This is a genomic window from Spirochaeta thermophila DSM 6578, from assembly GCF_000184345.1.
GTDB classification, from domain to species: Bacteria; Spirochaetota; Spirochaetia; order Winmispirales; family Winmispiraceae; genus Winmispira; species Winmispira thermophila.
Genome location: NC_017583.1, coordinates 1,206,969 through 1,230,164, shown reverse-complemented (window position 1 = coordinate 1,230,164; position 23,196 = coordinate 1,206,969). Strand labels below are relative to the sequence as shown.

Here is a 23,196-nt window from a genome sequence, read left to right as displayed (position 1 = left end):
AAATCACAGGACGATCGGAGGGTGCTCACGGCGTATTCTTCTCAGCTCCTCTATTTCCTCGAAGGTGTACAGCCTTCCTTTGTTCACCCCCGGGCAGGAGAGCTCGAGCGATCTCCACGTCTCCTCATCTCCGAGGTATTCTTCCCAAAAGGGGTAGGTTCGACACTGGATGGGGCGTGCCCGGTAGATGCTGCATCCTCCATTCTCCCAGAAGATGCAGTCGAAATTGGGTTTCTCCTTGAGGGAAAGCCGTCTGAACCCATTTATGTGGACATCCCTGCAGTATCGATCCACCGTTTCCGAAATATCGAGACCCAGGAAACGCGCGATCTCCTTGAGATCATCCATCGAGAGGAAGACATATCCAGGCTCATGTCGACAGCATCTCGAACAACGAACACAGGAGAATCTCAGGCCGTTTCTGTAGAACTCCGTCTCCATGCGTACTACCCTACTACGGAATCGAAGAATGGGAAAGTATCACCCCATGGACAGCCTAGAGGAAGAGATCCTCCCTCAGGAGATCATCCCCATACTGGCGCCTCCCCAGGGTGAGGATCTCGGTATGATGAGGAAAGACCGCCACGGTGTGTTCGAACTGCGCCGTTTTGGATCCATCCCGCATGCGGAAACCGCCTGTTCCGTCTTTAAACACCTCCGGGCGTCCAAAGGTTACAATGGGCTCTATGGTGAAGACCATCCCAGGCACGATTTTGAGGCCGGTACCGGGGATACCGTGATGATAGATGAGAGGCTCTTCGTGGTAGGCCCTTCCTATACCGTGGCCCGCGAAATCGGGGATCACCGAACACCCCACCCTGGACGCCTCCTCCTCTATCGTCGCCCCTATGTCACGGACGAAGCCGCCAGCCACCGCAGCACGGATCCCCGCCATGGTACACCTCCAGGCGGCACGGACGAGGGCCCTCCCCTCCTCGTCCACCTTCCCCGATAGGTATGTCCAGGCCCCGTCACCATGCCACCCCTCCAGGGCCACCGTGATGTCGATCGTGAGCAGATCGTTATCACGAAGTACATAATCTGCAGGCATGCCGTGGGCCGCCACATCATTGAGGCAAAATGAGACGGGATAGGGGAATCCCGCATCGAGTTCCAACGACGGGCGCACCTTCTTCCTCGCCATGGCCAACTCGCAGATACGCAAGAGCTCTTTCATGTTCACACCGGGACGCACCATCGGCTTGATATGCCTGAAAAGGACCTCGATGAAACGGCAGGACCTACGTATACAGGTGACCTCCACCGGGGTCTTGAGCGGGCCATACGAGAGATGCCGCATCTTCCTCATACTCCTCTGAAAAGGAGATCGAGGAGGAAGAGCCCTCCCAGCATCACGAGCCCCAGAGTGAAGCCAAGGAAGGCCCACACACGCAGGCCGATCGAGTGGTGGGCCCTGGGATGAAAAGAGAAGACGAGCAGGAGAAGACTCGCCGCAACCACCCCGCCGAAAAGCACCTGCATGAGTGCGAGAAGCAAGTTCTGTGTCTCCTCCGCGAGCCCCTGGATTCCCCCTGAGAGGAAAAAGATCCCCGTATAGAACAGAAGCACGAGATCGAGGAGGAGAAGCAGCAGAAGACTCTGTTCGAACAGTCGGCGTATCTTCATATCTCTTGCATTATCGGCGCCTCTATAGTATCACTATCACATGGATCGTGTGGAGGGTAGTCTCTACTCCGAAGGATTGTACCGACGGGCGGAACTGGTCTTCCACAGGTATCTGACCCCGCTCGAGCCACATCCGACGGACAGGGATCCGATTCTCCCCGAGTCCCTCCCGATAAAGGCGCTGCTGTTCGACGTATACGGCACCCTCTTCATCTCGGGAAGCGGCGATATCGGGGTGGTGCAGACACAGAACCCCGAGCATGCCATGCGGCGGGCCATGAGGGAAGCCGGGTTCCCTCTCATGGAGGAAGATGCCTCGTATACCTCGATCTTCTTCTCGCTCATCGAGAAACATCACGAGGCACGCAGGAGGGAAGGCATCCTCTTTCCCGAGGTGGATATCCTGGAGATCTGGAAGGAGTTCATCGAAGCTTTGATCGAAGAAGGACGCTTCGAGGGCGAAAGCCCCTCCGAAGAGGATCTCCCCCTCCTGGCCATCCGGTACGAGCTCATCTCGAATCCGGTCTTCCCCATGCCCGGGGCGGAGGAGCTCCTGTCTTTCCTCCGGGAAGCAGGCTTCACCTTGGGTATCATCTCCAACGCACAGTTCTACACACCCCTCCTCTTCAGGCACTTCTGGAATCACTTCCCCCCCTCTCTGGGATTCAGGAGCGACCTCTGCATCTACTCGTTCCTCTGTGGTGAGGCGAAACCTTCTCGCTCGCTCTTCGAGAAAGCGAGGAGTCTGCTCGAAACCGAAGGTGTCGATCCCGATCAGGTGCTCTATGTCGGAAACGATATGAGGAACGACATCGCCCCTGCCGCCGAGGTCGGGTTCCGGACTGCGCTCTTCGCCGGGGATTCCCGATCACTGAGAACGCGGGAGGAGGATCCGTCGTGCCGGGGAGTGGTTCCGGATTGCGTGATCACGGATCTCAGGGAACTCCTCTCTCCGATAACCGCCACGAAGGAGGTGCCGCGATGAAGAAGTTCATCATCGTGCTCGTCATTCTCTTACTGATCGGAGGGGCGATTTTCTATGCGGGATGGATCCAATTCTCACTGGACGAACATGAATACGGCGTGATCTTCACCAAGACATCCGGATGGGCCTCACGGGTAGTCGCCCCTGGTGAATTCGTGTGGCGGTGGGAACGACTCATCCCCACCAATCTCACGCTCCACGCATATCCCGTGACCACGCGGGCCACGGACATCGTGGTCGAAGGAGGGCTTCCCTCGGCCGATCTCTTCTCGGAAATCCTTCCTACCTCAGCCGAGTTCTCCTACCGGCTGGTCGTCCACCTCTCCTATCGCCTCCGCCCCTCGTACCTGCCCTCCCTCGCCCGAGAGGGGATCCTCCCGGATGATCTGGAGGACTGGTATGAGAACCAAGAGGTTCGAATCCGGGACCTCACGGAACAGACATTCTCCCGGGTGATCTCGGATACATCGCTCGACATGGATGCTTTCGGACCGAAGCTCTCGGAACGTTTCCGGGAAGAGATGCCGGCCTTCGAACTACTCACCCTTTCCGTCGATCTCGAACGCCTTCCGGACCTCGAGATCTACCGTCAGGCCCGACAGCTCTACGAGGAGATCCTCAAGGCCCAGGCAGAGGCACGAAGGGCTGCGGTAAGGGAGCGGGCATTCAGAGAGGAACGGGAGAAGATCCTCCTCGAACGGATGGAACGGTACGGAAAGGTGCTTCAGGAGTATCCCATCCTCATAGAGTACTTCAAACTCGACCCTTCGAATCCCGACCCTTTGGGGATTCTGGAAGGCCTCGAATAGTGGCGTTGCCATGGCCTACTTCTTCGTCTTCAACAAACTCGGTTACGTACAATCACGGACGACGGACAAGGGATGCATCCTCTGTCACATAGCCCAACACGACGGTACGGTACCTGAACTCGTTCTCTGGGAGGACGAGACGTTCATGGTGTCGGTCAATCTCTACCCCTACAATCCCGGACACCTCCTCCTCTTCCCTCGCCACCACACGGAGGACATACGAGACCTCACGGGGGAACAGCAGGTCCGTCTCATCGATCTCACAAGGGCGTGCCTGACACTCCTGGACCACACCTATCATCCCTCCGGCTACAATGTGGGATTCAACATGGGGCTGTGTGCAGGAGCGTCGATCCCCCACCTCCACCAGCACATCATCCCCCGCTTTCCGAACGAAATCGGAATAGGAGAGCTGCTCGGAGGCAACCGTATACTCGTGGAAGACCCGCGGAGGACCCTCGATCGGCTCAAGGAGACGGCGAGAGAGAAAGGACTCTTTCCTCCACCCTCCTGACCTTCGGCCATCCTTCACACGGGGGCGAGGTTCCTCACCCAGAGGTACCGTCCCTCCACCACCATGACCTCCACGACATCCTCCACCGCCTCGTTGCTGATACCCATATCCCCCGGCCGCCACTCGAGGGAGTCCAGCGGCCACCGCAATCCTCTCGTGACGGCACGGCACCTCCTGCAGGAGAGAGGAAAGAGGGAAATGATGTCACCCCTCTGCACGTCGATCCTGTATCTGCATCCTTCCCGGAGCACCCGGATCTCCTCGCGGTGGGTGAGCCACACCTCAGGATGAAAGTCGCGGATGCACAGGGAGACAATGCCGAGGAACTGATCGGCACGTCCCCCTCCCCCTCCAAGGAGAAACCAGCGATGCACCCCTCTCTCCCTGAGAGCCTCTATCGCGAGTTCCGTATCGGTATAGTCCTTGTCCCTGGGGAATATCCTCACCTCGGTACGAGGAAAGGCGTGGAGCACGCTTCTGTCCGGGAGGGAATCGAGGTCTCCCACGAAGAGGTGGGGGGTCAGCCCATACTCTCTGCACAGGAGGAGACCGGAGTCAGCGGCCACCACGAAGATCCGATCCGGATCCTCCGTCCGCGACAGGAGAGATGCGACGAGCTCCTTTTCCGGTCCGAGCCCTCCCGTACAGACGACCCCCACGTCCATGGGTCTATGTAACGAAAAACCAGAGGCATCTGTCAACTACGGGAAAAATGATAAAGCGCCTGCAGAGGCATCCGACAATTGAAGAGAGGTCTCGTCGAGACCAGGGAACAGGGAGGTTCCCACAATCTATCACGGAGGATAGCACATGATTATCAATCACAACATCAGTGCCCTCTTCGCTCATCGTCAGAACAAGTTCAACGGGATTGACATGGACAAGAGCATGGAAAAGCTCTCGTCCGGTCTCCGTATCAACAGGGCCTCTGACGATGCATCAGGCCTTGCCGTCTCCGAGAAGATGCGTTCCCAGATCCGGGGACTCAGGCAGGCCGAGAGAAACGCCGCCGACGGCATCTCGTTCATCCAGACCGCCGAGGGATATCTCCAGGATATCCAGGACATCCTCCAGCGGCTGAGGGAACTGGCAGTTCAGGCCGCCAACGGCATCTACTCGGACGAGGACAGGATGCAGATCCAGGTCGAAGTCTCCCAGCTGGTGGACGAGATCAACAGGATCGCATCCCACGCCCAGTTCAACGGCATGAACCTCCTCACCGGAAGATTCGCGCGGGAGACCGGAGAGAACGTGGTCACCGCCAGCATGTGGTTCCACATCGGAGCCAACATGGATCAGCGCGAGCGAGTCTATATCGGGACCATGACTGCGCAGGGCCTCGGTATCCAGAGCACCAACGGACTCCCCCATACCGCCAGTTTCTTCACCCTCGGCACCCCGGAGGATGCCAACAGGGCCATCGGTCTCATCGACAAGGCCCTCCTCAAGGTGAACAAGCAGAGGGCCGATCTCGGTGCGTATCAGAACAGGCTGGAGTACTCCCGAAAGAGCCTCTCCATAGGCGCCGAGAACCTCCAGGCCGCAGAGTCGAGGATCAGGGACGCGGATATGGCTGCAGAGATGGTGGAGTACGTGAAGAAGCAGATCCTGATTCAGACCTCCACCGCCATGCTCGCCCAGGCCAACCAGAAGCCTCAGTCGGTACTCGAGCTGCTCAGGTAGTCCCGTGACACCTGTATCGAAAGGCCCCGATCCTCGGGGCCTTTTTATTGACAGAACTCCCCCCATCCATATACTTGGCTCCATGGAAGCGCGCAGAGCACCGTTTCCTCTCCCCCGTTTCCCCGGAACGCTCCTGCTCGTCTGCAGGACACTGAGGAAACACGGATTCTCCTGCTATATCGTCGGGGGCGCCCTCAGGAACTTGGCTCTGGGTACTCCCCCCGAAGACTACGATCTTGCCACGGATGCCCCCCCTCGAGAGGTGATGAAGCTCTTCAGGAGGGTCATTCCCACGGGGATCCAACACGGCACCGTCACGATCGTGTTCAGGGATCACTGCTACGAGGTCACCACCTTCCGGGTGGAAACATCCTATTCAGACGGCCGGCACCCCGACGAAGTGCGGTTCACCACATCCCTCGAGGAGGATCTCTCACGGAGAGACTTCACCATCAACGCCATGGCACTCGATCCTCTCACCGGAGAATTCTTCGACCCGTTCGATGGGTACAGCGATATCAAGAGGAGACTCATAAAGGCCATCGGAAACCCTGAGGAGAGGTTCGAGGAGGATGCACTGCGGATTCTCAGGGCCATACGCTTCGCCACCCAGCTCTCATTTTCGATAGAACAGGAGACCTATACAGCCATAGGGAGGCATGTGGAGCACCTGAGACGTATCTCCTGGGAACGGATACGGGACGAGCTCTCCAAGATCATGGAAGCAGTCCGTCCTTCCCGAGGATTTCTGCAGATGGAAGAGACCGGGATACTCTCCATCGTACTCCCGGAGCTCGAGAAGTGCAGAGGTGTGCTTCAGTCTCCTCCCCACAGGTTCGACGTCCTCGATCATCTCCTTCACACCTGTGACGCACTCCCCCCCTCCGATCCGCCACTCAGGTGGGCGGGGCTCCTTCACGACATCGGGAAGCCCGAGACCCTCAGTGAGGACGATCTCGGTGGCATCCACTTCCATCGTCACGAACACGTATCGTCTCATCTGGCTCAACGCATACTGAAGAGGCTGAAGTTCCCCAACGCCGTCATCCAGGATGTGAGCCACCTGATCAGACACCACATGTTCGACTACACACCCGACTGGACGGACGCAGCAGTACGCCGTTTCCTCCACCGTACGGGTCCGGAGTATTTGGAACGACTCATCAAGCTCAGGATCGCGGACCGGATAGGGATGACGGGGGAGACGGCTCCTTCCCACGATCTTGCGGGACTCAAAGCAAGGGCGGAGCGCCTCCTTGCCGAAAACACCCCCCTCAGCATAAAGGACCTTGCGGTGGACGGACACATCCTCCAGGAAGACGCCGGTATCCCTCCCGGTCCCTGGATGGGGAAAACCCTCAGATTTCTCCTGGACGCGGTACTCGAAGACCCCTCTCAGAACACCCGCGCGCGCCTCACAGAGCTCGCACGGAATTTCTATACCCAGAGGGGGAAACAACACGTCTGAACGGATTCAATCCTCGTCACCGACGATGGCCCTGTAGGCGATGGAGGCGGCACTCTGCTCGGCTTCCTTTTTGTTCTTCCCCTCCCCAGGGCCGTACTTCTTGTCACGGATCTGCACCTCGATCCTGAAGGTACGGTTGTGTTCAGGGCCGAGTTTCTCCACCACCCTGTAGCGAGGGTAGGTCTTGAAATTCTTCTGCACGTATTCCTGAAGGAGGGTCTTGTAGTCTTTCTTGTGGCGGTTCTCGACGACTTTCTCGATCTCCGGCACCACCAGCCGGAGGACGAAGTCCCTCGCCGCCTCGAACCCTGCATCGAGGAAATACGCCCCTATGATTGCCTCCATCGCGTCGGCGAGGAGGGCCTTCTTCGTCCTCCCCCCGGCATACTCTTCACCCTTGCTGATGAGGATGAAGTTGTCCACCTTTATCCTTCGGGCGATCTCGTAGAGGGTGTCCTCGCTCACCACGAACGACTTTATGCGGGCGAGTTCCCCTTCCTGTTTCTCGGGAAACGTCCTGTACAGGTAATCGGCGACCGCCAGTCCGAGCACCGCGTCACCAAGGAATTCGAGGCGCTCGTTGTCCCCCATCGAAACACGCTCGTTTGCATAGGAACGATGGGAAAACGCCAGGTTCAGAAGCTCGAGGCTTCTGAACCTGATCCCTACCTGTTTTTCGAAGAGTCGAAGCTCTTTCTTTCGATCGTCAGAAAGGGGAGAATCAGCCCGTTCATTTCTTCCAGATGTCTTAAGAAACCACACAGGTGCTTATTTCTTCTCCAATTCTGCCTTTATGAATTCAAGCGCATCGCGCACCGTCTCAAACTCATTGGCCTTTTCGTCAGGGATGGTGATCCCCAGTTCCTCTTCGATGGCATATACGAGCTCGTACGTATCGAGGCTATCCGCCCCAAGATCCTGACGGAAAGAGGAATCCAGGGTGATCTTGTCTTCCTCGATCTCGAGCTTTTCGGCGATAAGTTTCTTCATCTTTTCAAAGAGTTCGTCCATGATGCGATCTCCCTTCTCCTTTAGGATTGATCAGGCCATCTCCTCTGGCTCTAGGACCTGCTGATCCTTGTAGTGTCCGCACTTCGGACACACCCTGTGCGGCCGCACCTTGCTCCCACAGTTGGGACACACGCTCAGCCCCACTGGCGAGAGCTTCATGTTGATCGACCGACGCCGCCTCGAACGGGCTTTGGAAGTCTTATACTTTGGTACCGCCATCTGTGCTCCTATCTCCTGTACTCGAATGCTTCAACACTATCGTAAGAATGAAAAAAAGTCAACCCTCTTGTGATTTTCTCATATCCTCTTCACTAAAAGTGAGTTAGAAATCGGCTGAGAGCCGAATACTACTGGAACCTGGTGAAATAGAGCAGGACGATGTATCCCGTATAGAGCAGGAGAAACCCTGCCCCCGCTGGTCTCCCCACACGCCCCCTCCGCTTGAGGAGAACCACGAGGAGAGCCGAGGAGAGACACATCATTCCATAGTCGTACCAGAACTCCGGGAGGGAGACATGCAGGGGCGACAGCACGGCACTCACCCCGAGCACACCCATCACATTGAAGATATTGCTCCCCACGATGTTCCCGAGTGAGATCTCGTTCTCGTCCTTCGTACTTGCCACGATCGAGGTGACGAGCTCGGGAAGACTCGTGCCTATCGCGATCACCGTGAGGGAGATGAAACGTTCCGAGACATGCAGCACCTCCCGGGCGAGCCATGTGCTTCCACGGATGAGGGCTTCGGAACCGAGGAGGAGGAAGGAAAGACCGAGAAAGAGGCGGACGACGATGCGGGAAAGGGAGACGGTTCTCTCGTGCACGTCTTCCACGAGACCTTCGGCCTTGAGAAGCTCCTCCTGGAGTCGCTGTTCCTTCTTGCTCTTCCTGTAGAGCAAGGTGAGGTAGGCCGCAAGGGAGAGGAGGAGGAGCCCACCCGCCCACCGTGCAAAGGCGCCATAAGACGAGGGGTAATACACGATCACCCCAATGAAGACGAGCAAGTACGAGAAGAAGAGCCATGGGAAGTCGAAGGTGAAGAGCTGTGCCTCCTTCATGACGGGAGCCAGGAGGGAAGCCACCCCGAGGATGAGCAGGACGTTCGCCACATTGCTCCCCACCACGTTTCCCACGGCGATACTGGGATGACCCTGGAGGGCTGCGAGAAAACTCACGAAGAACTCGGGAGCAGAGGTGCCCATCGCCACCACGGTGAGCCCCACCGCGAGAGGCGAGACCCGCAGACGGGTCGCGAGGAGCGAGGCGCCCCGTACGAATTCGTTCCCCCCGTAATAGAGGGCCCACACCCCTCCCACCACTCCGAGGAGGGCGAACAGGAGGTGGAAGGTCATCGCCTCCCCTCCTCCCCCAATCTCTCGCGGAGTGCTCTTTCCACGGAGGAGGGAACCAGGGAGGAGACATCCCCTCCGAACGAGACGATCTCCTTGATGGCGGACGATCGAAGGACGAAGTATTGCGGGTCGGTGGGTATGAATATGGTCTCGACTTCGGGATCGAGCCCTTTGTTGAGCATGGCGAGTTCGAACTCATGTGCGAAATCACCGAGGGCACGGACCCCTCGTATGATCACCTGTGCACCCGTGGCCTTGGCATAGTCCACCACCAGCCCATCCCACACCACTATGCTCACGTTGGCCATACCGCGCACGAGGTCGTCGAGAAGGGCCTTCCGTTCGTCAGGGGAGAAAGTAGACTTCTTCCGCGGATTCACCGAGATCACCACTTCCACGGACTCGAAGATACGGGCCGCTCGCTCGATGATATTGAGATGCCCGTACGTGGGAGGATCAAACGAACCCGGATATATCACTTTGGGCATAGGGCGAGTATATCCCCCCCTCCTCCGTTTGACAACCGAGAAAAATGGTGTAGAGTGTACAGTAGGGATGAAACGGGAAGGTTTCCTGCTCTGGTGTCTGTTCGTCTCCACGCTGACGGCTCAGACCGAGCCCGACTGGATACTCGAGACCCGCAGGAAGCCGGATTTCCTACTCTTCGAACAGGAGATGCGTTCTGGGGATCCCATACTCACCTCTCATCTCCTCTCCAGCCTCGAGAAGGAGATGGAGGAAACCTCACCCCACTTGAACACCCAAGAGATCCTCTACCTGCTTGAAGGGGTCCTCATGCGAGGTGAGGGAAGAAGGGATCACCTGACTCTCCAGAAGGTGACGAACCTGCTCTCCAGGATCGACCCTCATGAGCGGACCCCTGTCATCCTCCGTATACTCTCCGAAGAAGGAGAAAGGCGCTCCGTGCTCCCCCGTTATCTCCTGCCCCTGATTGCAGACGAGGGTTCCCCACTCACTCCGCAAGGGGTCTCGGTACTGGGGAACCTGCTCGAATACTATGGGGTGATCGAACCCGATCTCTCACTCTTCTCCCTCGTCCTGGCCTGTGCAGAGGTACACGCCCGAAGGACCCCTCTCCTCTTCCAGGATGAATCCTTTCTCTCGCCCCTCATGCTCTCCCTCGAAGGCCCGTTCCCTCGAGGAACGACCGAGAGGGTGTACGCCCTCCTCGAGGGGATCCTCTACGGATGGGAAGAGTGACAATGCTGAGGATCACGGCTCAGGGTGAGAGGTGGAGCTGTTTGCGCCAGTCCTTCCTCTCCTGAGGTTCGAACTCGATGCGCTTTCTCACGAAGAACCGTACGGGACTCGGTGGACTCTTGCGTAATACGATCCCGAAGCTCCCTCCGCCGAGGTAGCAGATTTCCTCTCCTTCCCGAAGCTGTTCCTTTTCCTTTATGAGCGATACGGCGCATTCGAAATGGATGGGGTCTCCCGTATCGGGGTGGGAGATGGCCTGGAGCACGTCGGCGATGGCCTCACCGCAATGGGAGCACGTGAACACAGGTAACGCGTGTTGGGACGTCTTCTCCTGAGGGGGTGATGTCCGGGAACGATTCCCGCTGTCGTCAGGCCTGCGGTTGCCTCTTCTCCGTCTCTTCCTGCTCATGGACCGCCTTTCCTCTCTGGATGAGCTCTATGGTAATGATCGTGGCGATTCGGTCAATAGCCTCCTCCAGATAGTGCTCATCCTGGATCTTCTTCTTGAGATCCTCTATCCTGCGTGGATCAATCTCCCGAGCAATCCGTACCATCTTCCGTCCCGTCAAACGCTGCTGGTATATGACGGACCTCTCCCGAGCGTCCTATGAAGACTACATCGAATCGGATGTCGAACCTCTCCTCATCGAATCCTCCACGCAGGAGGAACTCACGAGCGGTACGCACGATGCGTTCCTTCTTCCTGGGGGAGAGTGCGTATTCAAGATCGGACATCCCGAACCCCTTCCAGGATTTCACTTCGACGAAGACGAGCGTTCGTCCCCTTACAGCTATAATATCGACCTCTCCCGCCGATCCTGTAAAATTTCTTTCCAGAATCCGGTAGCCTTCGGCGAGGAGATAGGAGACTGCCTGTTCCTCCCCACGCGCGCCTTGGGCCCGTCGGTTCATCGCGACACGAGCCGTGACTTGATCTCCTGGGGCTCCACGGCCTTCACGATGAAGAGGGAACGGTTCTTCTCGAGATCACACGCTGCCTCGTCCCTCCCTCCAAGTTCGCGGCCCTCCGCCGACACGAGGAGGCGGAGTCGCGGTCTGAGAGGTGCCCGGGGGTTGGTCTCCACCACCACCCCCACCGCCCCGTTATTGAGGACCACCAGACTCCCCAAGGGGTAGATCCCCACCGTACGGATGAAGGCCTTCAGGATCTCCGGGTCGAAGCGCTTTCCGTTCTCGCTGAGAATCGATCGCATGGCCGTGTACCCGGTGAGAGGGCTCCGATAGGGTCTGTCGCTCACCATGGCCTGGAAGGCATCGGCGACCGAAACGATCCTCGCGAAGGGGGAGATCTCGTCCCCTACCAGACTCTTCGGATACCCACGGCCGTCCCAGCGCTCGTGGTGCTGGAGGGCCACGAGGGCCACTTCCTCGGGATAGCCCAACTCGTTGTGGATGATGCGGTAGGCGTGCACCGGATGCGTCCTCATCAGATGAAGTTCGGTCTCCGTGAGGGAAGAGTCCTTGTGGAGGATGTGTTCGGGGATGCGCAACATGCCCACATCGTGGAGAAGCGCGCCGGTTCCGAGAGAGAGACGCCGATGCCGAGGCACCTGGAGCGTCTCCGCGAGGAGGAGGGAGAGGAGGGTGATGCACACCCCGTTCGCCGGCAGGTCATAGACATCGACACCGCTGTAGAGTACGAAGTGGAGCACCTCCTGTCCAAACCGCTCCACGATGGAAACGAGACCATCCACGATACGGTCGATGTGGTCTCGCTGGACCGATGACATCTCCGCTATACGGTCGAAGACCTCCTTTGTCTCTCCTATGACCCCCTTCAACCGCTCGTAGAGCTCCTTCTGATGCGGGGTGTGGAACGAGGAGAGAAAGAGCATGAGATCCCTCGTGTTGTCGGGATCGATGGCTTCCCCTTCGGAGTAGACCTCCTCTATGTTCCATTTGATGAGTTTCTGGAGGTCCTTTCCCTTGAGGGGCACGTCGGCGGGAAGGAAGAGGCTCTTTTTCTCCTTGTCGAGGTAGACCGGCGAGGTGAAGCGGATCCCCGGTTTCAACTCATTGATCGCTATCACTTTCATCTTTTCGTACACTCCGTTTTTCTATACTATACACAAACGCGAAAATCGTCGCTACCACTTCATAGAGATCCTCTGGAATATACGTCCCCGGGAGGAAGAGGTCATACCCTTCGCGCGCGATACGATGCTCCACTATCGGGATGCGATGTTCCCGGGCAAGCTCCAGTATGAGATCGGCGGTCTTCCCTCTTCCCTTCGCGATCACGAAAGGAGCCGGGAGCTCGGGAGTGTACTTCATGGCGACGGCGGCGGACGCGCTCCGCCTCCTGTCCTGATCCTTCTCCTGTCTCATACCGAGAGATCCACCTGCATCCCCCTGCCGGGAACATGGATCTCGAAGCCGTCGAAGACGTCCCTGGGGAGAGGGTTGACGTGACAGGGAAACCCCTGTCCCTCGAGCCGGCGCTTCAGGCCGGCGATGAGGTCTCCATGGGGCTCGAAGACTTCCGGTGAGAGGAAGACATCGATCCTCCGGGAGGGAGCCCTCCAGAGAATGAAGACGTATTCGGCGTGTCCCTTTAGGTGAAGCGTATAACGCTCGATGGGGGAAGCCGCCTCCCGTCTCTCATAGGAGAGACACCCCTCGATCGAGCGGTCCTGTGCGAGGAAAAAGCGGAACGGGACGATCCAGGCCGTGTGATCGGGGCCTTGGAGGGAGTTGAAGAAGGGCAGCACCCCCGGTCTCTGTTCCTCGTGCCCCCCGAGTGAGGGGAAATAGACACAGGGGGTCTCCATCTCTTTCGGAGCCGGGAAAGGGAGGGAAAGTTCGGAGAGGAGTCGTTCGAGGAGCTCGGGTTCGGGTGCGAGGCCTTTGAGGAGCGCCCTCACGATGAGGCCGAGTTCGCGGGCACCCAAGGCGCCTTCGTCCGCCTTTGTCTCAAGGAACCGAAGGAAACGGGGGGGGATGAGGTATGCGTACTTCGTCAGCAGGAACCGGGAGAGAGGAGAAAACGGGTCCCGAAAGGGGGGGGAGAGGATCCTGAGATAGATCACCCCGTGGCGTCGCTCGACTCTCGCGGTGTAGCGAGCCCCCTCTTCGAGGGGGAGGCTGCTCTTCACCACGTAGTGGTGTGCTCCCACACGGGCTTCCCAGAGCCCGGAGCCAGCCTTTCTCAAAACAAAAAGGGATACGACCGAACCCTGTCGTATCCCCTCTACCCTCGCAAGTGGATGCTGTCGTTGGACGTCCCAGACGAACATCGTCTACTTCTTCGTGGGAAGTTTCTCTTTCACCCGGGTGGCGCGCTTTCCGATGCGATCGCGCAGGAAGTAGAGCTTCGCACGTCGGACCTTTCCTCTCCTCACCACTTCGATCTTCTGAATGCGGGGCGAATGGAGGGGAAAGATGCGCTCCACTCCCACCCCATAGGAAATCTTACGCACGATGAACGTCTCCCTGAGGCCGCCGTGCTTTTTCGCGATGACGATACCTTCGAAGACCTGAATCCGTTCATTCTGGCCCTCGACGATGCGGAAGTGGACACGTACCGTATCCCCCACGTTGAAGTTGTCCCGCTCGTCCACCATCTGCCTCGCTTCAATCGCCTGTAGCTCGTTCATCTCCTCTCTCCTCTAAGATGATCTTGAGAATGCCTTTTTCCTCTTCTGTGAGCGCTTTATTATGCAGTAAATCGGGACGCCTGTCCAGAGTCCTCTCGAGGCTTTTCCTGAGCCTCCACCTGCGGATCTCCGCGTGATGTCCCGAGAGAAGCACCTCGGGAACGGACATCCCTCGGAACTCCACGGGCCTCGTGTAATGCGGATACTCCAGGAGACCGGAGGCATAGCTCTCCTCCTCCAGGGATTCCCGGGTGATGACCCCTTCCCGGAGGCGGATGACGGCGTCGATCATCACGAGCGCGGCGAGTTCCCCGCTGGAGAGCACGTAGTCGCCGATGGAGTACTCCCGCGCTCGATAGAAGTCGAGCACCCGTTGGTCCACCCCTTCGTAACGGCCGCAGATGAAGATGAGGGTCTCCTCGCGGGAGAGGTCCCGAGCGACCTGCTGGGTGAACCGGTATCCCGCGGCACTGGGATATACCACGGTGTGTGAAAGGGCGTCCACGCTGTCGAGTGCCTCGGCGAGAGGTTCGGGTTTGATCACCATTCCCGCTCCCCCGCCGTAGGGTGCATCGTCACATGTCCGATGACGATCGTGGGCGAAGTCCCGGAAGTTCACGAGGGTATAGGAGATGAGTCCTCGTTCCACCGCCTTGGCGGGAATGGAGGTGGTGAAATAGGGCTCCACCAGCTCCGGAAAGAGGGTGAGTACCACGATGTTCATTCGAGGATCCATGGAGTCTTGAGCTCGATTCTTCGCCTCAGGATGTCGACTTCGCCGACGAAGTGATCCTGAAAGGGAATCATGGCCCGCCCTCCGCCCGAGAGGGCCACCTCGAGAAGGAAGGCGTGCGGCGCTTCGATCACGGCGACGATCGTCCCATGGAACACCGAACCCGCTTCTCCCCTGCTGTACACCTCGCACCCTTCGAGATCGGCGATGTAGTACTCCCCTTCCCTGCAGGGGGCGGCCTTCTCACGCGACACCCAGATCTCCCACCCCTGGAGACGCTGGGCGGCTTCCCGGGTATCCACTCCCTTGAGCTTCAGGAGAAGGGTGGGATGTGTGCCGAAGACGCCTTCCACCTCGTACTCGCGTTCGATACCGCGATAACGGAGAGTGAGCCGCTCCAGCTTTCTGAAGTGCTCACTCTCCCCCGAAAAGCTGTGTACTCTGAGGGCACCGTTGGTGCCATGGGCGGACCGGATGTACCCTATGGCAAGCCGATCCTTCATCGACTCAGTCGAGGATCTCGAGGATCACCCGCTTGCCCGTCTTGGTCGCAGCCGCGCCCAGTATGGTACGGATCGCCTTGGCGATGCGGCCGTGTTTGCCGATCACCTTCCCCACGTCGTTGGGATCCACCCTGAGTTCGAGGATGGTGGACTTCTCGCCTTCGATGAGGTTCACCTCGACGCTGTCCGGATTATCGACCAGGGCCTTCGCGATGTAGGCGACGAGTTCCTTTTCCATTACCCACCTCTCATTTCACGGTGATGTTCTTTTTGTTGAGAAGGCGCTTCACCGTTTCGCTCGGCTGTGCACCCTTCTTCAGCCACTCCCGGACCTGCTCTTCTTTCACCACGATCTGCTTCTCCGGGTCCTTTTCGATGGGGTGATAGAGTCCCACCTCATCGAGTACCCGTCCATCGCGCGGGTTCCGAGATTCGGCGACCACAATCCGGTAGTACGGCCGCTTCTTGGTACCGAATCGCTTGAGTCTGATCTTGACCACCGCTATCCTCCTCCTGTGCTAGCTCATCCACGACGTAGGCATGGACTGCTGCATTCCTTTCTGTTTCAGCATCTTCTTCATCATAAGACGCGTTTTTTCAAAATTTTTCAAGAGGCGGTTGACCTCGTAGACCGAGGTGCCGCTCCCTCGGGCGATACGCTTCTTACGGGAGGGGCCTATGATCCGGGGGTTGCGTCGCTCCGCAGGCGTCATGGAAAGGATGATAGCTTCCTCCCTTCGTATGGCCTTCTCGTCGATCTCCTGCCCCCCGAGGGCTGCCTCCATCCCGGGGACGAGTTCGGCGAGCTTCTGTAGACTCCCCATTTTCTTGATTTTCTGGAATTGTTCAAGATAGTCCTCGAGCGTGAAGGTGGCCTTCTTGATCTTCTCCTGAAGCTTCTCGGCCTCCTCCGCCTCGGTGAGCTCCCGAGCCTTCTCCACGAGGGTGACCACGTCACCCATGCCAAGGATACGGGAAGCGATGCGGTCGGGATAGAAGGGTTCGAGGTCGTCGACCTTCTCGCCGACGCCTATGAACTTGATGGGCGCGCCGGTGATGGTTCGTATGGAGAGGGCTGCGCCGCCCCTGGTGTCGGAGTCGAACTTGGTGAGTACGACACCGGTGATGCCCACGGCCTCGTTGAAGGCTTTGGCCACGTCCACGGCCGTCTGACCGGTCATGGCGTCGGCCACGAGGAGGGCCTCGTCGGGGGAAAGGTCTCGGACGAGGCGGGAGAGTTCATCCATGAGCTCCCGGTCGACCTGATGGCGACCCGCGGTGTCCACGATGAGGGTGTCGACGGCCTGCCGCTTCGCGTGCGAGAGGGCGCGCTTCACCACCGCGCGCGGGTCCTTCTGGGACCGGTCGGTATAGACGGGTACGTCGATGGAGGCGCCCAGGGTCTCGAGCTGGTCTATGGCGGCCGGCCTGGCGAGGTCGGCTGCCACCAGAAGGGGGCGCCTCCCCTTCTTCTTGAGATGGAGCGCGAGTTTCGCCGCGGTGGTGGTCTTTCCCGACCCTTGGAGGCCTGCGAGGAGGATGATGCTCAGGGTGTCGGGACCTTTGAGTGTGAGGTCCTGCCGTTCGTCGCCGAGGAAGGAGACGAGCTTGTCGTAGAGGATCTTCACGAATTGCTGGCCCGGGGTGACGGACTTGAGGACGCGTTCTCCGGTGGCTTCCTGGATGGTCTGGTTGACGAATCGTCGTACGACGCGGACATGGACGTCGGCCTCGAGGAGGGCGTACTTTATCTGTTCCACCGCTTCCTCGATGTTTTTCGGGCTTATGGTGGCCTTGCCGGTGATGCTACGGACGATGTCCTGAAAGGTTGCGCTTATGCGATCAAACATGCATCTCCCCTTCTGCCAAAGGCAAGCTCTATGTATAACGAAATCCCCGGGAAAAGTCAAGCAAACTGTTTATCTCACATAGAGATAATGTCGCTCGAGATGGCGCATCCGGGAGAGTATCTCTTTTCTCCTCTGGGTAAGGGGATAGGTCTCGAGGATGCGTCGATAGAGGTCATAGGCATCCTCGATCCGATGGGGAGGGGCTTCCTCGTAGTAGCGGGCGCGGTAGTAGAGGAGGTCTTCGCGCTGGGCGGGAGTGAGGGGGGCCTGGTCGAGGGTCTCGAGAATGGAGGGGATGGGGGGGTAGGTGTGGGTGTCGAGGAGGAGGGTGAGGGCGTCGAGGAGGACGGGGGGGGAAAGGAGGGAGGCGGCTTCGACGTGGCGGGCGATGAGGTCGGGGGTGCGGGTGAGGGTCCCGAGGCGGAAGAGCTGGGCGCGTATGGGGAGGGTGTCGTCGGGAGAGGCGGAGAGGAGGGTCTGGAGGGTGTCGAGGGCCTGGTCGTAGGCGCCTCGATCGATGAGAGCGAGGGCTTCCCGGAGGGTGGGGGAAGGGAGAGGGGATGCCGGGGTGGAGAGAGGGGCAGGGGTGGAGACGGGGGTGGGGCCGGGGGACGCGAGGGGGGTGGTGAGGCCGCGGGGGGTGGAAGGTGGGGTGATCTCGAGGATGAGTTCTTTGATGCGCATGGTGCCGTCGTAGGGGTTCTGTTGCTGGAAGAAGAGGGTGTAGGTGCCGGGGGCCGGGAGGGCGAACTGGAAGATGGTGGTGCTTCCGGTGGAGAGGCGATCCTCGAGGGTCACGGTGCCGCCTTCACGGGCGCCGGCGAATATCCAGCCCGGGCCTTCGAGCACGACAGGGATGATCTCCTGGTAGGGGATGGTCTGGTGGTCGGTTTCGTCGGGCTGGAGGGTGGTGGGGAGGAGGGGGGCGGTGGGGGTGGGGGTGGGAGTGGGAGTGGGGGTGGGTGTGGGTGTGGGGACCGGCGAAGGGCTCGGGGAGGGAGCGATCATGGGAGTCGGAGAATGACCGGTCTCCGGAGAAGATGTCATCCGCTCTGCACTCCTCTCCTCCCCCTCCATGAGATCCGGGAGGGGGTCGAGAAGGAGGAGTTCTTCGAGCTTCATCCAGCCCTGCTCCGGTTCATCCGACGGATCGGCCAGCAGATCAAAGGGGAGATCGAATGCGAGCTGAAGACCTGGGAGAGGGGCCAGGCAGAGGGAAAAAGCGGCGACGATCGTCCTCCAGAACCGATTCAGCATCATGGGATATGCTCCAGAATCGTACGAATTTCACGACGGACACGTGCCCGATAATCCTCGCTTCCTTCGACCATCATCCACCACTCTTCCAATTCATCGGATGTCCAGGCGTCCGCTGCATTCCGAAGGGGGAAAAGCCGGAACTCAGTGATCCTCCGGAAGAGATCGGGTATCAGGAGATCATCAACGCTATAGAATGAAGCGATGGGAGAAGAAGAGACGGGGGCAGGAGACTCCGGTGCCTCGTCTGGACCTGAGGGAATACCGCTCCAGACCCACACTGCGATACCTATGCCCAGGAGTCCACCGGCAAGGAGTGAGAGTAGTACGTGGAGAGGGAGTCTTTTAAACGATATCCTCCGCATATGAGGGCTCTTCCTTCCCCAGAAGTCGTATGGTCACTATCTTGGAGATCCCGGACTCTTCCATGGTGACCCCGAGAAGGTTGTCGGCTCCTGTGATGGTCTTCTTGTTGTGGGTGATCACGATGAACTGGGAACGCTCGCTGAACTCCCTGAGGAGCTCCACGAACCTTCCGATATTGTTCTCATCAAGAGGGGCATCTATCTCATCCAGGATACAGAAGGGAGATGGTTTCACCATATAGATGGCGAACAATAACGCCACCGCGGTGAGCGATCGTTCCCCCCCTGAAAGCAACCCGATGTGCTCGAGCTTTTTACCGGGAGGCTGTGCGAAGATTTCGATACCCGACTCGAGAGGATCGGAGGGATCAAGCAGTTTGAGCTCTGCCCTCCCGCCACCGAACAGACGTCGGAACACCTGATGAAAGTTCACCTTGATCTTCTCATAGGTGGCGAGAAAGAGTTCCCTCGATTCCCTACGGATCTCCTGGAGCACAGTGGTGAGGTTTTCCTTTGCCTTGTTCAGATCGCTGAGTTGGGACACGAGGAATTCATAGCGGTCCTTCACGTCCTTGAATTCCTCCGCAGCCATGAAGTTCACGTTACCCAGTCGCCTCCGTTCCTCTCTCTTCTCCGCCAACACACGGGCGAGATCCCCTGGATTCTCCTGCACTTCCATCTGAAGGAATTCCCTCAGGCTCCTCCCGTGCTGGTCCTCGAAATACGTCTCCAGTCCCTTGATCTCCTCTTCATACCGCGCGACTTCCACCTGGAGCCGCTCCACATCCTCCTGGAGCCGGGAAAGCTCCCCCATCTTTTGTTTTATTTCATTTTCATGAGAAGAGATAGCAGAATTCTTCTCCTTGATGTTACGCTCTATCTGGACGATCTTTTCTCTACAGGAAGCCTCCTCCTGGAGGAGGGCCTTCTGCTCCCGTTCGAGGGCATGGAGGGAAGCCTTCACGGTATCGAGTCGTCGGTTCGAAAGATCCACCTCCTTCTGGATCTGGTTGATCAAGGAGAGCGTCTCCTCCTTGTCCCTCAGGAGGGCATTCACGGTCTCACGGAGGGCTTCCGCCTGAGTCGCGATCCTGGTACTCGTCAATCGCAGGTCCTCGAGGGATTTCCGCCGCTGTTCGTTTCTGGTACGGACCTCACGGATGCGGGTCTGGAGCTCGGCTATCCTTTCCCGAGAAGACTGTATTTTTTTTGTTACATCTTCAAGTAAATTATCAATAGCCCGTTTCTTGGTGATGATCCCCTCGGGAGCGGTGAAGGCCTCGAGAAATGAAGGTTCCGTGGCCAGATACGCGGCATAGAGGTCTCTCGCCTGCTCCACCGCCCGGGCCATCTCTTCCAGCCATTCCTCAAAGGGGGGGTCGGGATTCCCGAGCCGCTTGAAGTCCTGCAGGATCTCCCGTCTGTGACGGATCCTGGCAAGGAGGTGATCGAGGGACTCACGGAGCGCGTGCGAGAGTGAGACTCGTTCCTTTGCGGAGAAATTGCTCCTCTTCAAGCCTTCATCGAGCTCCTTCACAATCTCTTCCGTGAGATTCGCGAGCTCTCCATGGAGGTGTTCTCGTTCCCGTTCCAACTCGCCGATCATGCCTTCAGAATCAGCGATTTCCTGCTCGAAGGCGATGATCTGACGCTCGGAAACAGCGATGCTCTCTTCCCATTCCTGTATCTGGCTCTGGATATGTCGCCGCTCCTCGAGAATGCGTTCGTATTCCTTCTCTTTCTCCACAATACTCGATTCGATACGGAGGAGACGATCACGAAGGTGTTGCTCCCTCACCCGGTCGGTGGAGATCTTTCCTTCGATCTCACTGATCTGTTCAGAGAGGAGGGTCATCTGGGAGGAAAGGCTGTGTCGCTTCACCTCTAGTCCATATACCTCCCTTTGATAACGTGCGAGATCGTGTTCCAACGAGCCCATGGTATCAAGGCTGTCCTCCACCGAATCGTTCAAGCGATGTATCTGCTCTTTCAGCCTGCTTCTCTCCTCCTGTCGCTCCCGGAGCCTCTCCCGGTGACGCACGAGGGCCTTCTCTATGCGCCGATACTTGAGAAGAGACTGTTTTATCTCGATTTGGAAGATCTCCTCCGAGAGTGCACGATACCGTTCCACCTTTTCGGCCTGCGCCTTGAGGGCATGATATCTCTTTTCCACTTCACGAAGTACGGATTCCACGTGAACCATGTTCTCTTCCGTCCGGAGGAGTTTCTGGTTCGCTTCGACTTCCCGCTGGCGGTATCTGGTGATCCCCGCGGCCTCTTCGAATATCTGTCTTCGATCCTCTGGACGTGAGGAGAGGATCTGGTCGATCTTCCCCTGCTCCATGATGGAATACGCGGATTTACCTATCCCCGTATCGAAAAAGAGCTCCTTCACGTCCCTGAGGCGCACAGGAGCATTGTTGATCGCATACTCGCTCTCCCCCGAGCGATACACCCTCCTCCTTATGGCGATCTCATCGAAGTCGAGAGGAAGATGCCCCTCGTTGTTGCTCAGGATGAGCGTCACTTCCGCCACATTGAGAGGTTTTCTGTCCTCGGTTCCATTGAAGATGACCTCCTCCATGGAAGAGGTACGAAGAGTCTTGGTGCTCTGTTCGCCCAACACCCATTTGATCGCATCCACGATATTACTCTTCCCACAACCATTTGGGCCAACGATGGCCGTCACTCCTTCCCGGAACTCTATTCTCGTCTTCTCGCCGAAGGATTTGAAACCGAAAAGCTCAACCGCCTTGAGTATCATGCACCGTCCTGATCAGATAGTAATGATGGGGAATCATAGCAGGAGAAAGGTGGGCTGTAAAGGGAAAGCCTTGCAAGGGGATAGGAACCCCTGGTAAGATGGGACTCACCCCATGGATACGGTATGCGGCATCGACGAGGTAGGCAGAGGCCCTCTCGCCGGCCCGGTGGTGGCTGCAGCGGTGGTTCTCACGCCTGGAACCTCCCTGCCCGGGCTCAAGGACTCAAAAAAACTCTCCCCTGAAGAGAGGGAGCGTCTCTTTCCTCTCATACAGGAAGCGGCAGCAGCCGTCGGGGTGGGATGGGCGTGGCCGCACGAAGTCGATCGTCTCAACATCCACAACGCCACGCTCAAGGCGATGGAACGGGCCTACGAAATGTTGATACAGAAGCTATCGCCGTCCCTCGTTCCCACCGAAGTAGTGATAGACGGGAGGCACGCCCCCCCGTCCATCACTCATGCACGGGCGGTAGTAAAAGCAGACACGTTCGTACCTGAAGTCATGGCTGCATCCATCGTGGCTAAAGTCTTCCGGGATGAATGGATGAAGATCTATCATAGGTTTCTGCCAGAATACACCTTTTCACAGCACAAAGGTTACCCCACCCGGCTTCACAGGGAACGGATTCTCACAATCGGAAGCTGCCCAATTCATCGTCGGACCTTTCTTGTTCGAGCCGCTCGATCTCCTTGAGCGCTTCCCTTAGGCCGTTGAGGAAACGGTAGAGATCTTCCCTGTAGACCACCACCTGATCCCTCTCAAACCCTTCCCCCAGCTCATCCTTTCTGCTCTCCACGATTGCGAGGAAGAGTTCTCCATACCGGTTCTCTTTCACATTGAAGAAGTAGGTCCTCTTGCCTGCGAATACCTTTGATGAAAAGAGTTCTCCTCTTGTCCCCATACTCACTCCTTCTCTACGTATCATTGATGAGGTTATACCTCAAAATCTCTCATCGTGCAAGTGGATATTTCTCCTCGAGCAGGAATTTCCAGATGAGAGTGCGACACCCTTTCCTGGCTGGCGCTCTTGATTGCGTTTCCATTGATAGAAAAAGAGAACTCCTTCTTGATTGTTTCTCCTTCCAAGAAACATTCGCCGAGTGTCGCCGCCTCGAGGGCATGAGCGAGATAGTCGGAGAGATGGACGAGACTGTAGAGCAGTACATCCGACATGCGACCGGATCTGAGGGCATGGAGGAGACATGCATCGACGAACAGAAGGACATCGGCGATTTCTGCACACCCACACTCAAGGAAACACAGGCAGAGCTCTCGGACGATCTTCTGGATCCTGACGAGCACCGCATCCATGCTCGTCGTCGAAGGGGCAAACTCGGTAAGGGCATGAAACGTTCCAACGAGGGTCCTGAGCCGTTTCCTTCGTGGAGCCTCGATCATCCCTCCCCCTGGGAAGCGTTATGTGCTCCTCTTCTCATC

General features: G+C 57.9%; 32 protein-coding genes. 7 read left to right on the top strand and 25 right to left on the bottom strand.

From position 1 onward, the window contains the following. Positions 1-3: 3 nt before the first annotated feature. The 3 genes from SPITH_RS05610 to SPITH_RS05600 are packed head-to-tail and all read right to left on the bottom strand — an operon-like array spanning position 4 to position 1,626. On the bottom strand, positions 4-441 hold the full coding sequence (locus SPITH_RS05610; protein WP_014624725.1) for a YkgJ family cysteine cluster protein: 438 nt from the start codon (positions 439-441) through the stop codon (positions 4-6). A 55-nt stretch (positions 442-496) separates the two neighbouring features. Continuing rightward, a complete protein-coding gene (gene map, locus SPITH_RS05605; protein ID WP_245523468.1) occupies positions 497-1,309 on the bottom strand; it encodes a type I methionyl aminopeptidase in 813 nt (270 codons plus the stop codon). Then, positions 1,306-1,626, bottom strand: a complete 321-nt coding sequence (locus SPITH_RS05600) for a hypothetical protein (RefSeq protein ID WP_014624723.1) — start codon at positions 1,624-1,626, stop codon at positions 1,306-1,308. Before SPITH_RS05600 ends, map begins: the two co-directional genes overlap by 4 nt. Positions 1,627-1,666: 40 nt before the next feature. Between SPITH_RS05600 and SPITH_RS05595 the strand changes: the two genes are divergently transcribed. Genes SPITH_RS05595 through SPITH_RS05585 form a run of 3 tightly spaced genes read left to right on the top strand, consistent with a single transcriptional unit; the run spans position 1,667 to position 3,934 of the window. After that, positions 1,667-2,611, top strand: coding sequence for an HAD family hydrolase (locus SPITH_RS05595; RefSeq protein ID WP_014624722.1), 945 nt, complete (start codon positions 1,667-1,669; stop codon positions 2,609-2,611). Beyond that, positions 2,608-3,420, top strand: coding sequence for an SPFH domain-containing protein (locus SPITH_RS05590; RefSeq protein ID WP_014624721.1), 813 nt, complete (start codon positions 2,608-2,610; stop codon positions 3,418-3,420). Before SPITH_RS05595 ends, SPITH_RS05590 begins: the two co-directional genes overlap by 4 nt. Positions 3,421-3,430: 10 nt before the next feature. Continuing rightward, positions 3,431-3,934 carry an HIT family protein gene (locus SPITH_RS05585; RefSeq protein WP_013313857.1) on the top strand — a complete coding sequence of 168 codons (504 nt, stop codon included), beginning with the start codon at positions 3,431-3,433 and terminating at the stop codon, positions 3,932-3,934. A 14-nt stretch (positions 3,935-3,948) separates the two neighbouring features. Here SPITH_RS05585 and SPITH_RS05580 read toward each other — a convergent pair whose 3' ends face one another. Beyond that, the gene (locus SPITH_RS05580; RefSeq protein ID WP_014624720.1) at positions 3,949-4,599 is read right to left on the bottom strand and encodes a thiamine diphosphokinase; all 651 of its coding nucleotides are present in this window, start codon (positions 4,597-4,599) and stop codon (positions 3,949-3,951) included. A 145-nt stretch (positions 4,600-4,744) separates the two neighbouring features. Between SPITH_RS05580 and SPITH_RS05575 the strand changes: the two genes are divergently transcribed. Beyond that, entirely contained in the window at positions 4,745-5,617 is an 873-nt protein-coding gene (locus SPITH_RS05575; protein WP_014624719.1) for a flagellin N-terminal helical domain-containing protein, read from the top strand. A gap of 82 nt (positions 5,618-5,699) precedes the next feature. After that, the gene (locus SPITH_RS05570) at positions 5,700-7,085 is read left to right on the top strand and encodes a CCA tRNA nucleotidyltransferase (protein WP_014624718.1); all 1,386 of its coding nucleotides are present in this window, start codon (positions 5,700-5,702) and stop codon (positions 7,083-7,085) included. Between the two features lie 6 nt (positions 7,086-7,091). Here SPITH_RS05570 and rnc read toward each other — a convergent pair whose 3' ends face one another. The 5 genes from rnc to coaD all read right to left on the bottom strand — a co-directional run bounded on the left by rnc (position 7,092) and on the right by coaD (position 9,936). Continuing rightward, positions 7,092-7,847, bottom strand: a complete 756-nt coding sequence (gene rnc, locus SPITH_RS05565) for a ribonuclease III (RefSeq protein WP_014624717.1) — start codon at positions 7,845-7,847, stop codon at positions 7,092-7,094. Positions 7,848-7,853: 6 nt separating this feature from the next. Next, entirely contained in the window at positions 7,854-8,096 is a 243-nt protein-coding gene (gene acpP / locus SPITH_RS05560; RefSeq protein WP_013313852.1) for an acyl carrier protein, read from the bottom strand. A 30-nt stretch (positions 8,097-8,126) separates the two neighbouring features. Beyond that, the gene (rpmF, locus tag SPITH_RS11955) at positions 8,127-8,315 is read right to left on the bottom strand and encodes a 50S ribosomal protein L32 (RefSeq protein WP_014624716.1); all 189 of its coding nucleotides are present in this window, start codon (positions 8,313-8,315) and stop codon (positions 8,127-8,129) included. 128 nt (positions 8,316-8,443) lie between these two features. Then, complete coding sequence (locus SPITH_RS05555) at positions 8,444-9,448, bottom strand: calcium/sodium antiporter (RefSeq protein WP_014624715.1); 1,005 nt, start codon at positions 9,446-9,448, stop codon at positions 8,444-8,446. Further along, positions 9,445-9,936: a pantetheine-phosphate adenylyltransferase gene (gene coaD, locus SPITH_RS05550; RefSeq protein WP_014624714.1), complete on the bottom strand. Its 492-nt coding sequence runs from the start codon at positions 9,934-9,936 to the stop codon at positions 9,445-9,447. Before coaD ends, SPITH_RS05555 begins: the two co-directional genes overlap by 4 nt. Before the next feature lie 67 nt (positions 9,937-10,003). Between coaD and SPITH_RS05545 the strand changes: the two genes are divergently transcribed. Continuing rightward, positions 10,004-10,669 (top strand): hypothetical protein, encoded by a 666-nt coding sequence (locus SPITH_RS05545; protein WP_014624713.1) that lies wholly within the window; start codon positions 10,004-10,006, stop codon positions 10,667-10,669. A 19-nt stretch (positions 10,670-10,688) separates the two neighbouring features. On the opposite strand, the gene SPITH_RS05540 is transcribed toward SPITH_RS05545, so the two are convergent. The 14 genes from SPITH_RS05540 to SPITH_RS05470 form a co-directional block, all read right to left on the bottom strand. Continuing rightward, positions 10,689-11,078: a hypothetical protein gene (locus SPITH_RS05540; protein WP_014624712.1), complete on the bottom strand. Its 390-nt coding sequence runs from the start codon at positions 11,076-11,078 to the stop codon at positions 10,689-10,691. Next, a complete protein-coding gene (locus tag SPITH_RS05535) occupies positions 11,038-11,223 on the bottom strand; it encodes a hypothetical protein (RefSeq protein ID WP_014624711.1) in 186 nt (61 codons plus the stop codon). The genes SPITH_RS05540 and SPITH_RS05535 overlap by 41 nt, the downstream gene beginning before the upstream one ends. Continuing rightward, positions 11,198-11,581 (bottom strand): YraN family protein, encoded by a 384-nt coding sequence (locus tag SPITH_RS05530; protein ID WP_014624710.1) that lies wholly within the window; start codon positions 11,579-11,581, stop codon positions 11,198-11,200. The genes SPITH_RS05535 and SPITH_RS05530 overlap by 26 nt, the downstream gene beginning before the upstream one ends. Next, positions 11,578-12,726 carry an HD domain-containing phosphohydrolase gene (locus SPITH_RS05525; protein ID WP_014624709.1) on the bottom strand — a complete coding sequence of 383 codons (1,149 nt, stop codon included), beginning with the start codon at positions 12,724-12,726 and terminating at the stop codon, positions 11,578-11,580. Before SPITH_RS05525 ends, SPITH_RS05530 begins: the two co-directional genes overlap by 4 nt. Next, positions 12,704-13,018 carry an EscU/YscU/HrcU family type III secretion system export apparatus switch protein gene (locus SPITH_RS05520; RefSeq protein ID WP_014624708.1) on the bottom strand — a complete coding sequence of 105 codons (315 nt, stop codon included), beginning with the start codon at positions 13,016-13,018 and terminating at the stop codon, positions 12,704-12,706. Before SPITH_RS05520 ends, SPITH_RS05525 begins: the two co-directional genes overlap by 23 nt. Then, entirely contained in the window at positions 13,015-13,806 is a 792-nt protein-coding gene (locus tag SPITH_RS05515) for a hypothetical protein (protein ID WP_245523467.1), read from the bottom strand. Before SPITH_RS05515 ends, SPITH_RS05520 begins: the two co-directional genes overlap by 4 nt. 123 nt (positions 13,807-13,929) lie before the next feature. Continuing rightward, on the bottom strand, positions 13,930-14,286 hold the full coding sequence (gene rplS / locus SPITH_RS05510) for a 50S ribosomal protein L19 (protein WP_014624706.1): 357 nt from the start codon (positions 14,284-14,286) through the stop codon (positions 13,930-13,932). Then, positions 14,264-15,010: a tRNA (guanosine(37)-N1)-methyltransferase TrmD gene (gene trmD, locus SPITH_RS05505; RefSeq protein ID WP_014624705.1), complete on the bottom strand. Its 747-nt coding sequence runs from the start codon at positions 15,008-15,010 to the stop codon at positions 14,264-14,266. The genes rplS and trmD overlap by 23 nt, the downstream gene beginning before the upstream one ends. After that, on the bottom strand, positions 15,007-15,522 hold the full coding sequence (gene rimM / locus SPITH_RS05500) for a ribosome maturation factor RimM (RefSeq protein WP_014624704.1): 516 nt from the start codon (positions 15,520-15,522) through the stop codon (positions 15,007-15,009). The genes trmD and rimM overlap by 4 nt, the downstream gene beginning before the upstream one ends. Before the next feature lie 4 nt (positions 15,523-15,526). After that, complete coding sequence (locus SPITH_RS05495) at positions 15,527-15,760, bottom strand: KH domain-containing protein (RefSeq protein WP_013313840.1); 234 nt, start codon at positions 15,758-15,760, stop codon at positions 15,527-15,529. 10 nt (positions 15,761-15,770) lie between these two features. After that, positions 15,771-16,022, bottom strand: a complete 252-nt coding sequence (rpsP, locus tag SPITH_RS05490) for a 30S ribosomal protein S16 (RefSeq protein WP_014624703.1) — start codon at positions 16,020-16,022, stop codon at positions 15,771-15,773. Between the two features lie 18 nt (positions 16,023-16,040). Next, on the bottom strand, positions 16,041-17,372 hold the full coding sequence (gene ffh / locus SPITH_RS05485; protein WP_014624702.1) for a signal recognition particle protein: 1,332 nt from the start codon (positions 17,370-17,372) through the stop codon (positions 16,041-16,043). A gap of 69 nt (positions 17,373-17,441) precedes the next feature. Further along, positions 17,442-18,632, bottom strand: a complete 1,191-nt coding sequence (locus SPITH_RS12225) for a hypothetical protein (RefSeq protein ID WP_014624701.1) — start codon at positions 18,630-18,632, stop codon at positions 17,442-17,444. Positions 18,633-18,974: 342 nt separating this feature from the next. Further along, positions 18,975-21,758: a chromosome segregation SMC family protein gene (locus tag SPITH_RS05470; RefSeq protein WP_014624700.1), complete on the bottom strand. Its 2,784-nt coding sequence runs from the start codon at positions 21,756-21,758 to the stop codon at positions 18,975-18,977. A 112-nt stretch (positions 21,759-21,870) separates the two neighbouring features. Between SPITH_RS05470 and SPITH_RS11950 the strand changes: the two genes are divergently transcribed. Next, entirely contained in the window at positions 21,871-22,452 is a 582-nt protein-coding gene (locus SPITH_RS11950; RefSeq protein WP_014624699.1) for a ribonuclease HII, read from the top strand. Here the strand turns inward: SPITH_RS11950 and SPITH_RS05465 are convergent. Both SPITH_RS05465 and SPITH_RS05460 read right to left on the bottom strand, forming a co-directional pair. Beyond that, positions 22,388-22,660 carry a DUF3276 family protein gene (locus SPITH_RS05465; protein WP_013313833.1) on the bottom strand — a complete coding sequence of 91 codons (273 nt, stop codon included), beginning with the start codon at positions 22,658-22,660 and terminating at the stop codon, positions 22,388-22,390. The genes SPITH_RS11950 and SPITH_RS05465 overlap by 65 nt on opposite strands. A gap of 32 nt (positions 22,661-22,692) precedes the next feature. Further along, positions 22,693-23,157, bottom strand: a complete 465-nt coding sequence (locus SPITH_RS05460) for a hypothetical protein (RefSeq protein WP_014624698.1) — start codon at positions 23,155-23,157, stop codon at positions 22,693-22,695. Between the last annotated feature and the right edge of the window lie 39 nt (positions 23,158-23,196).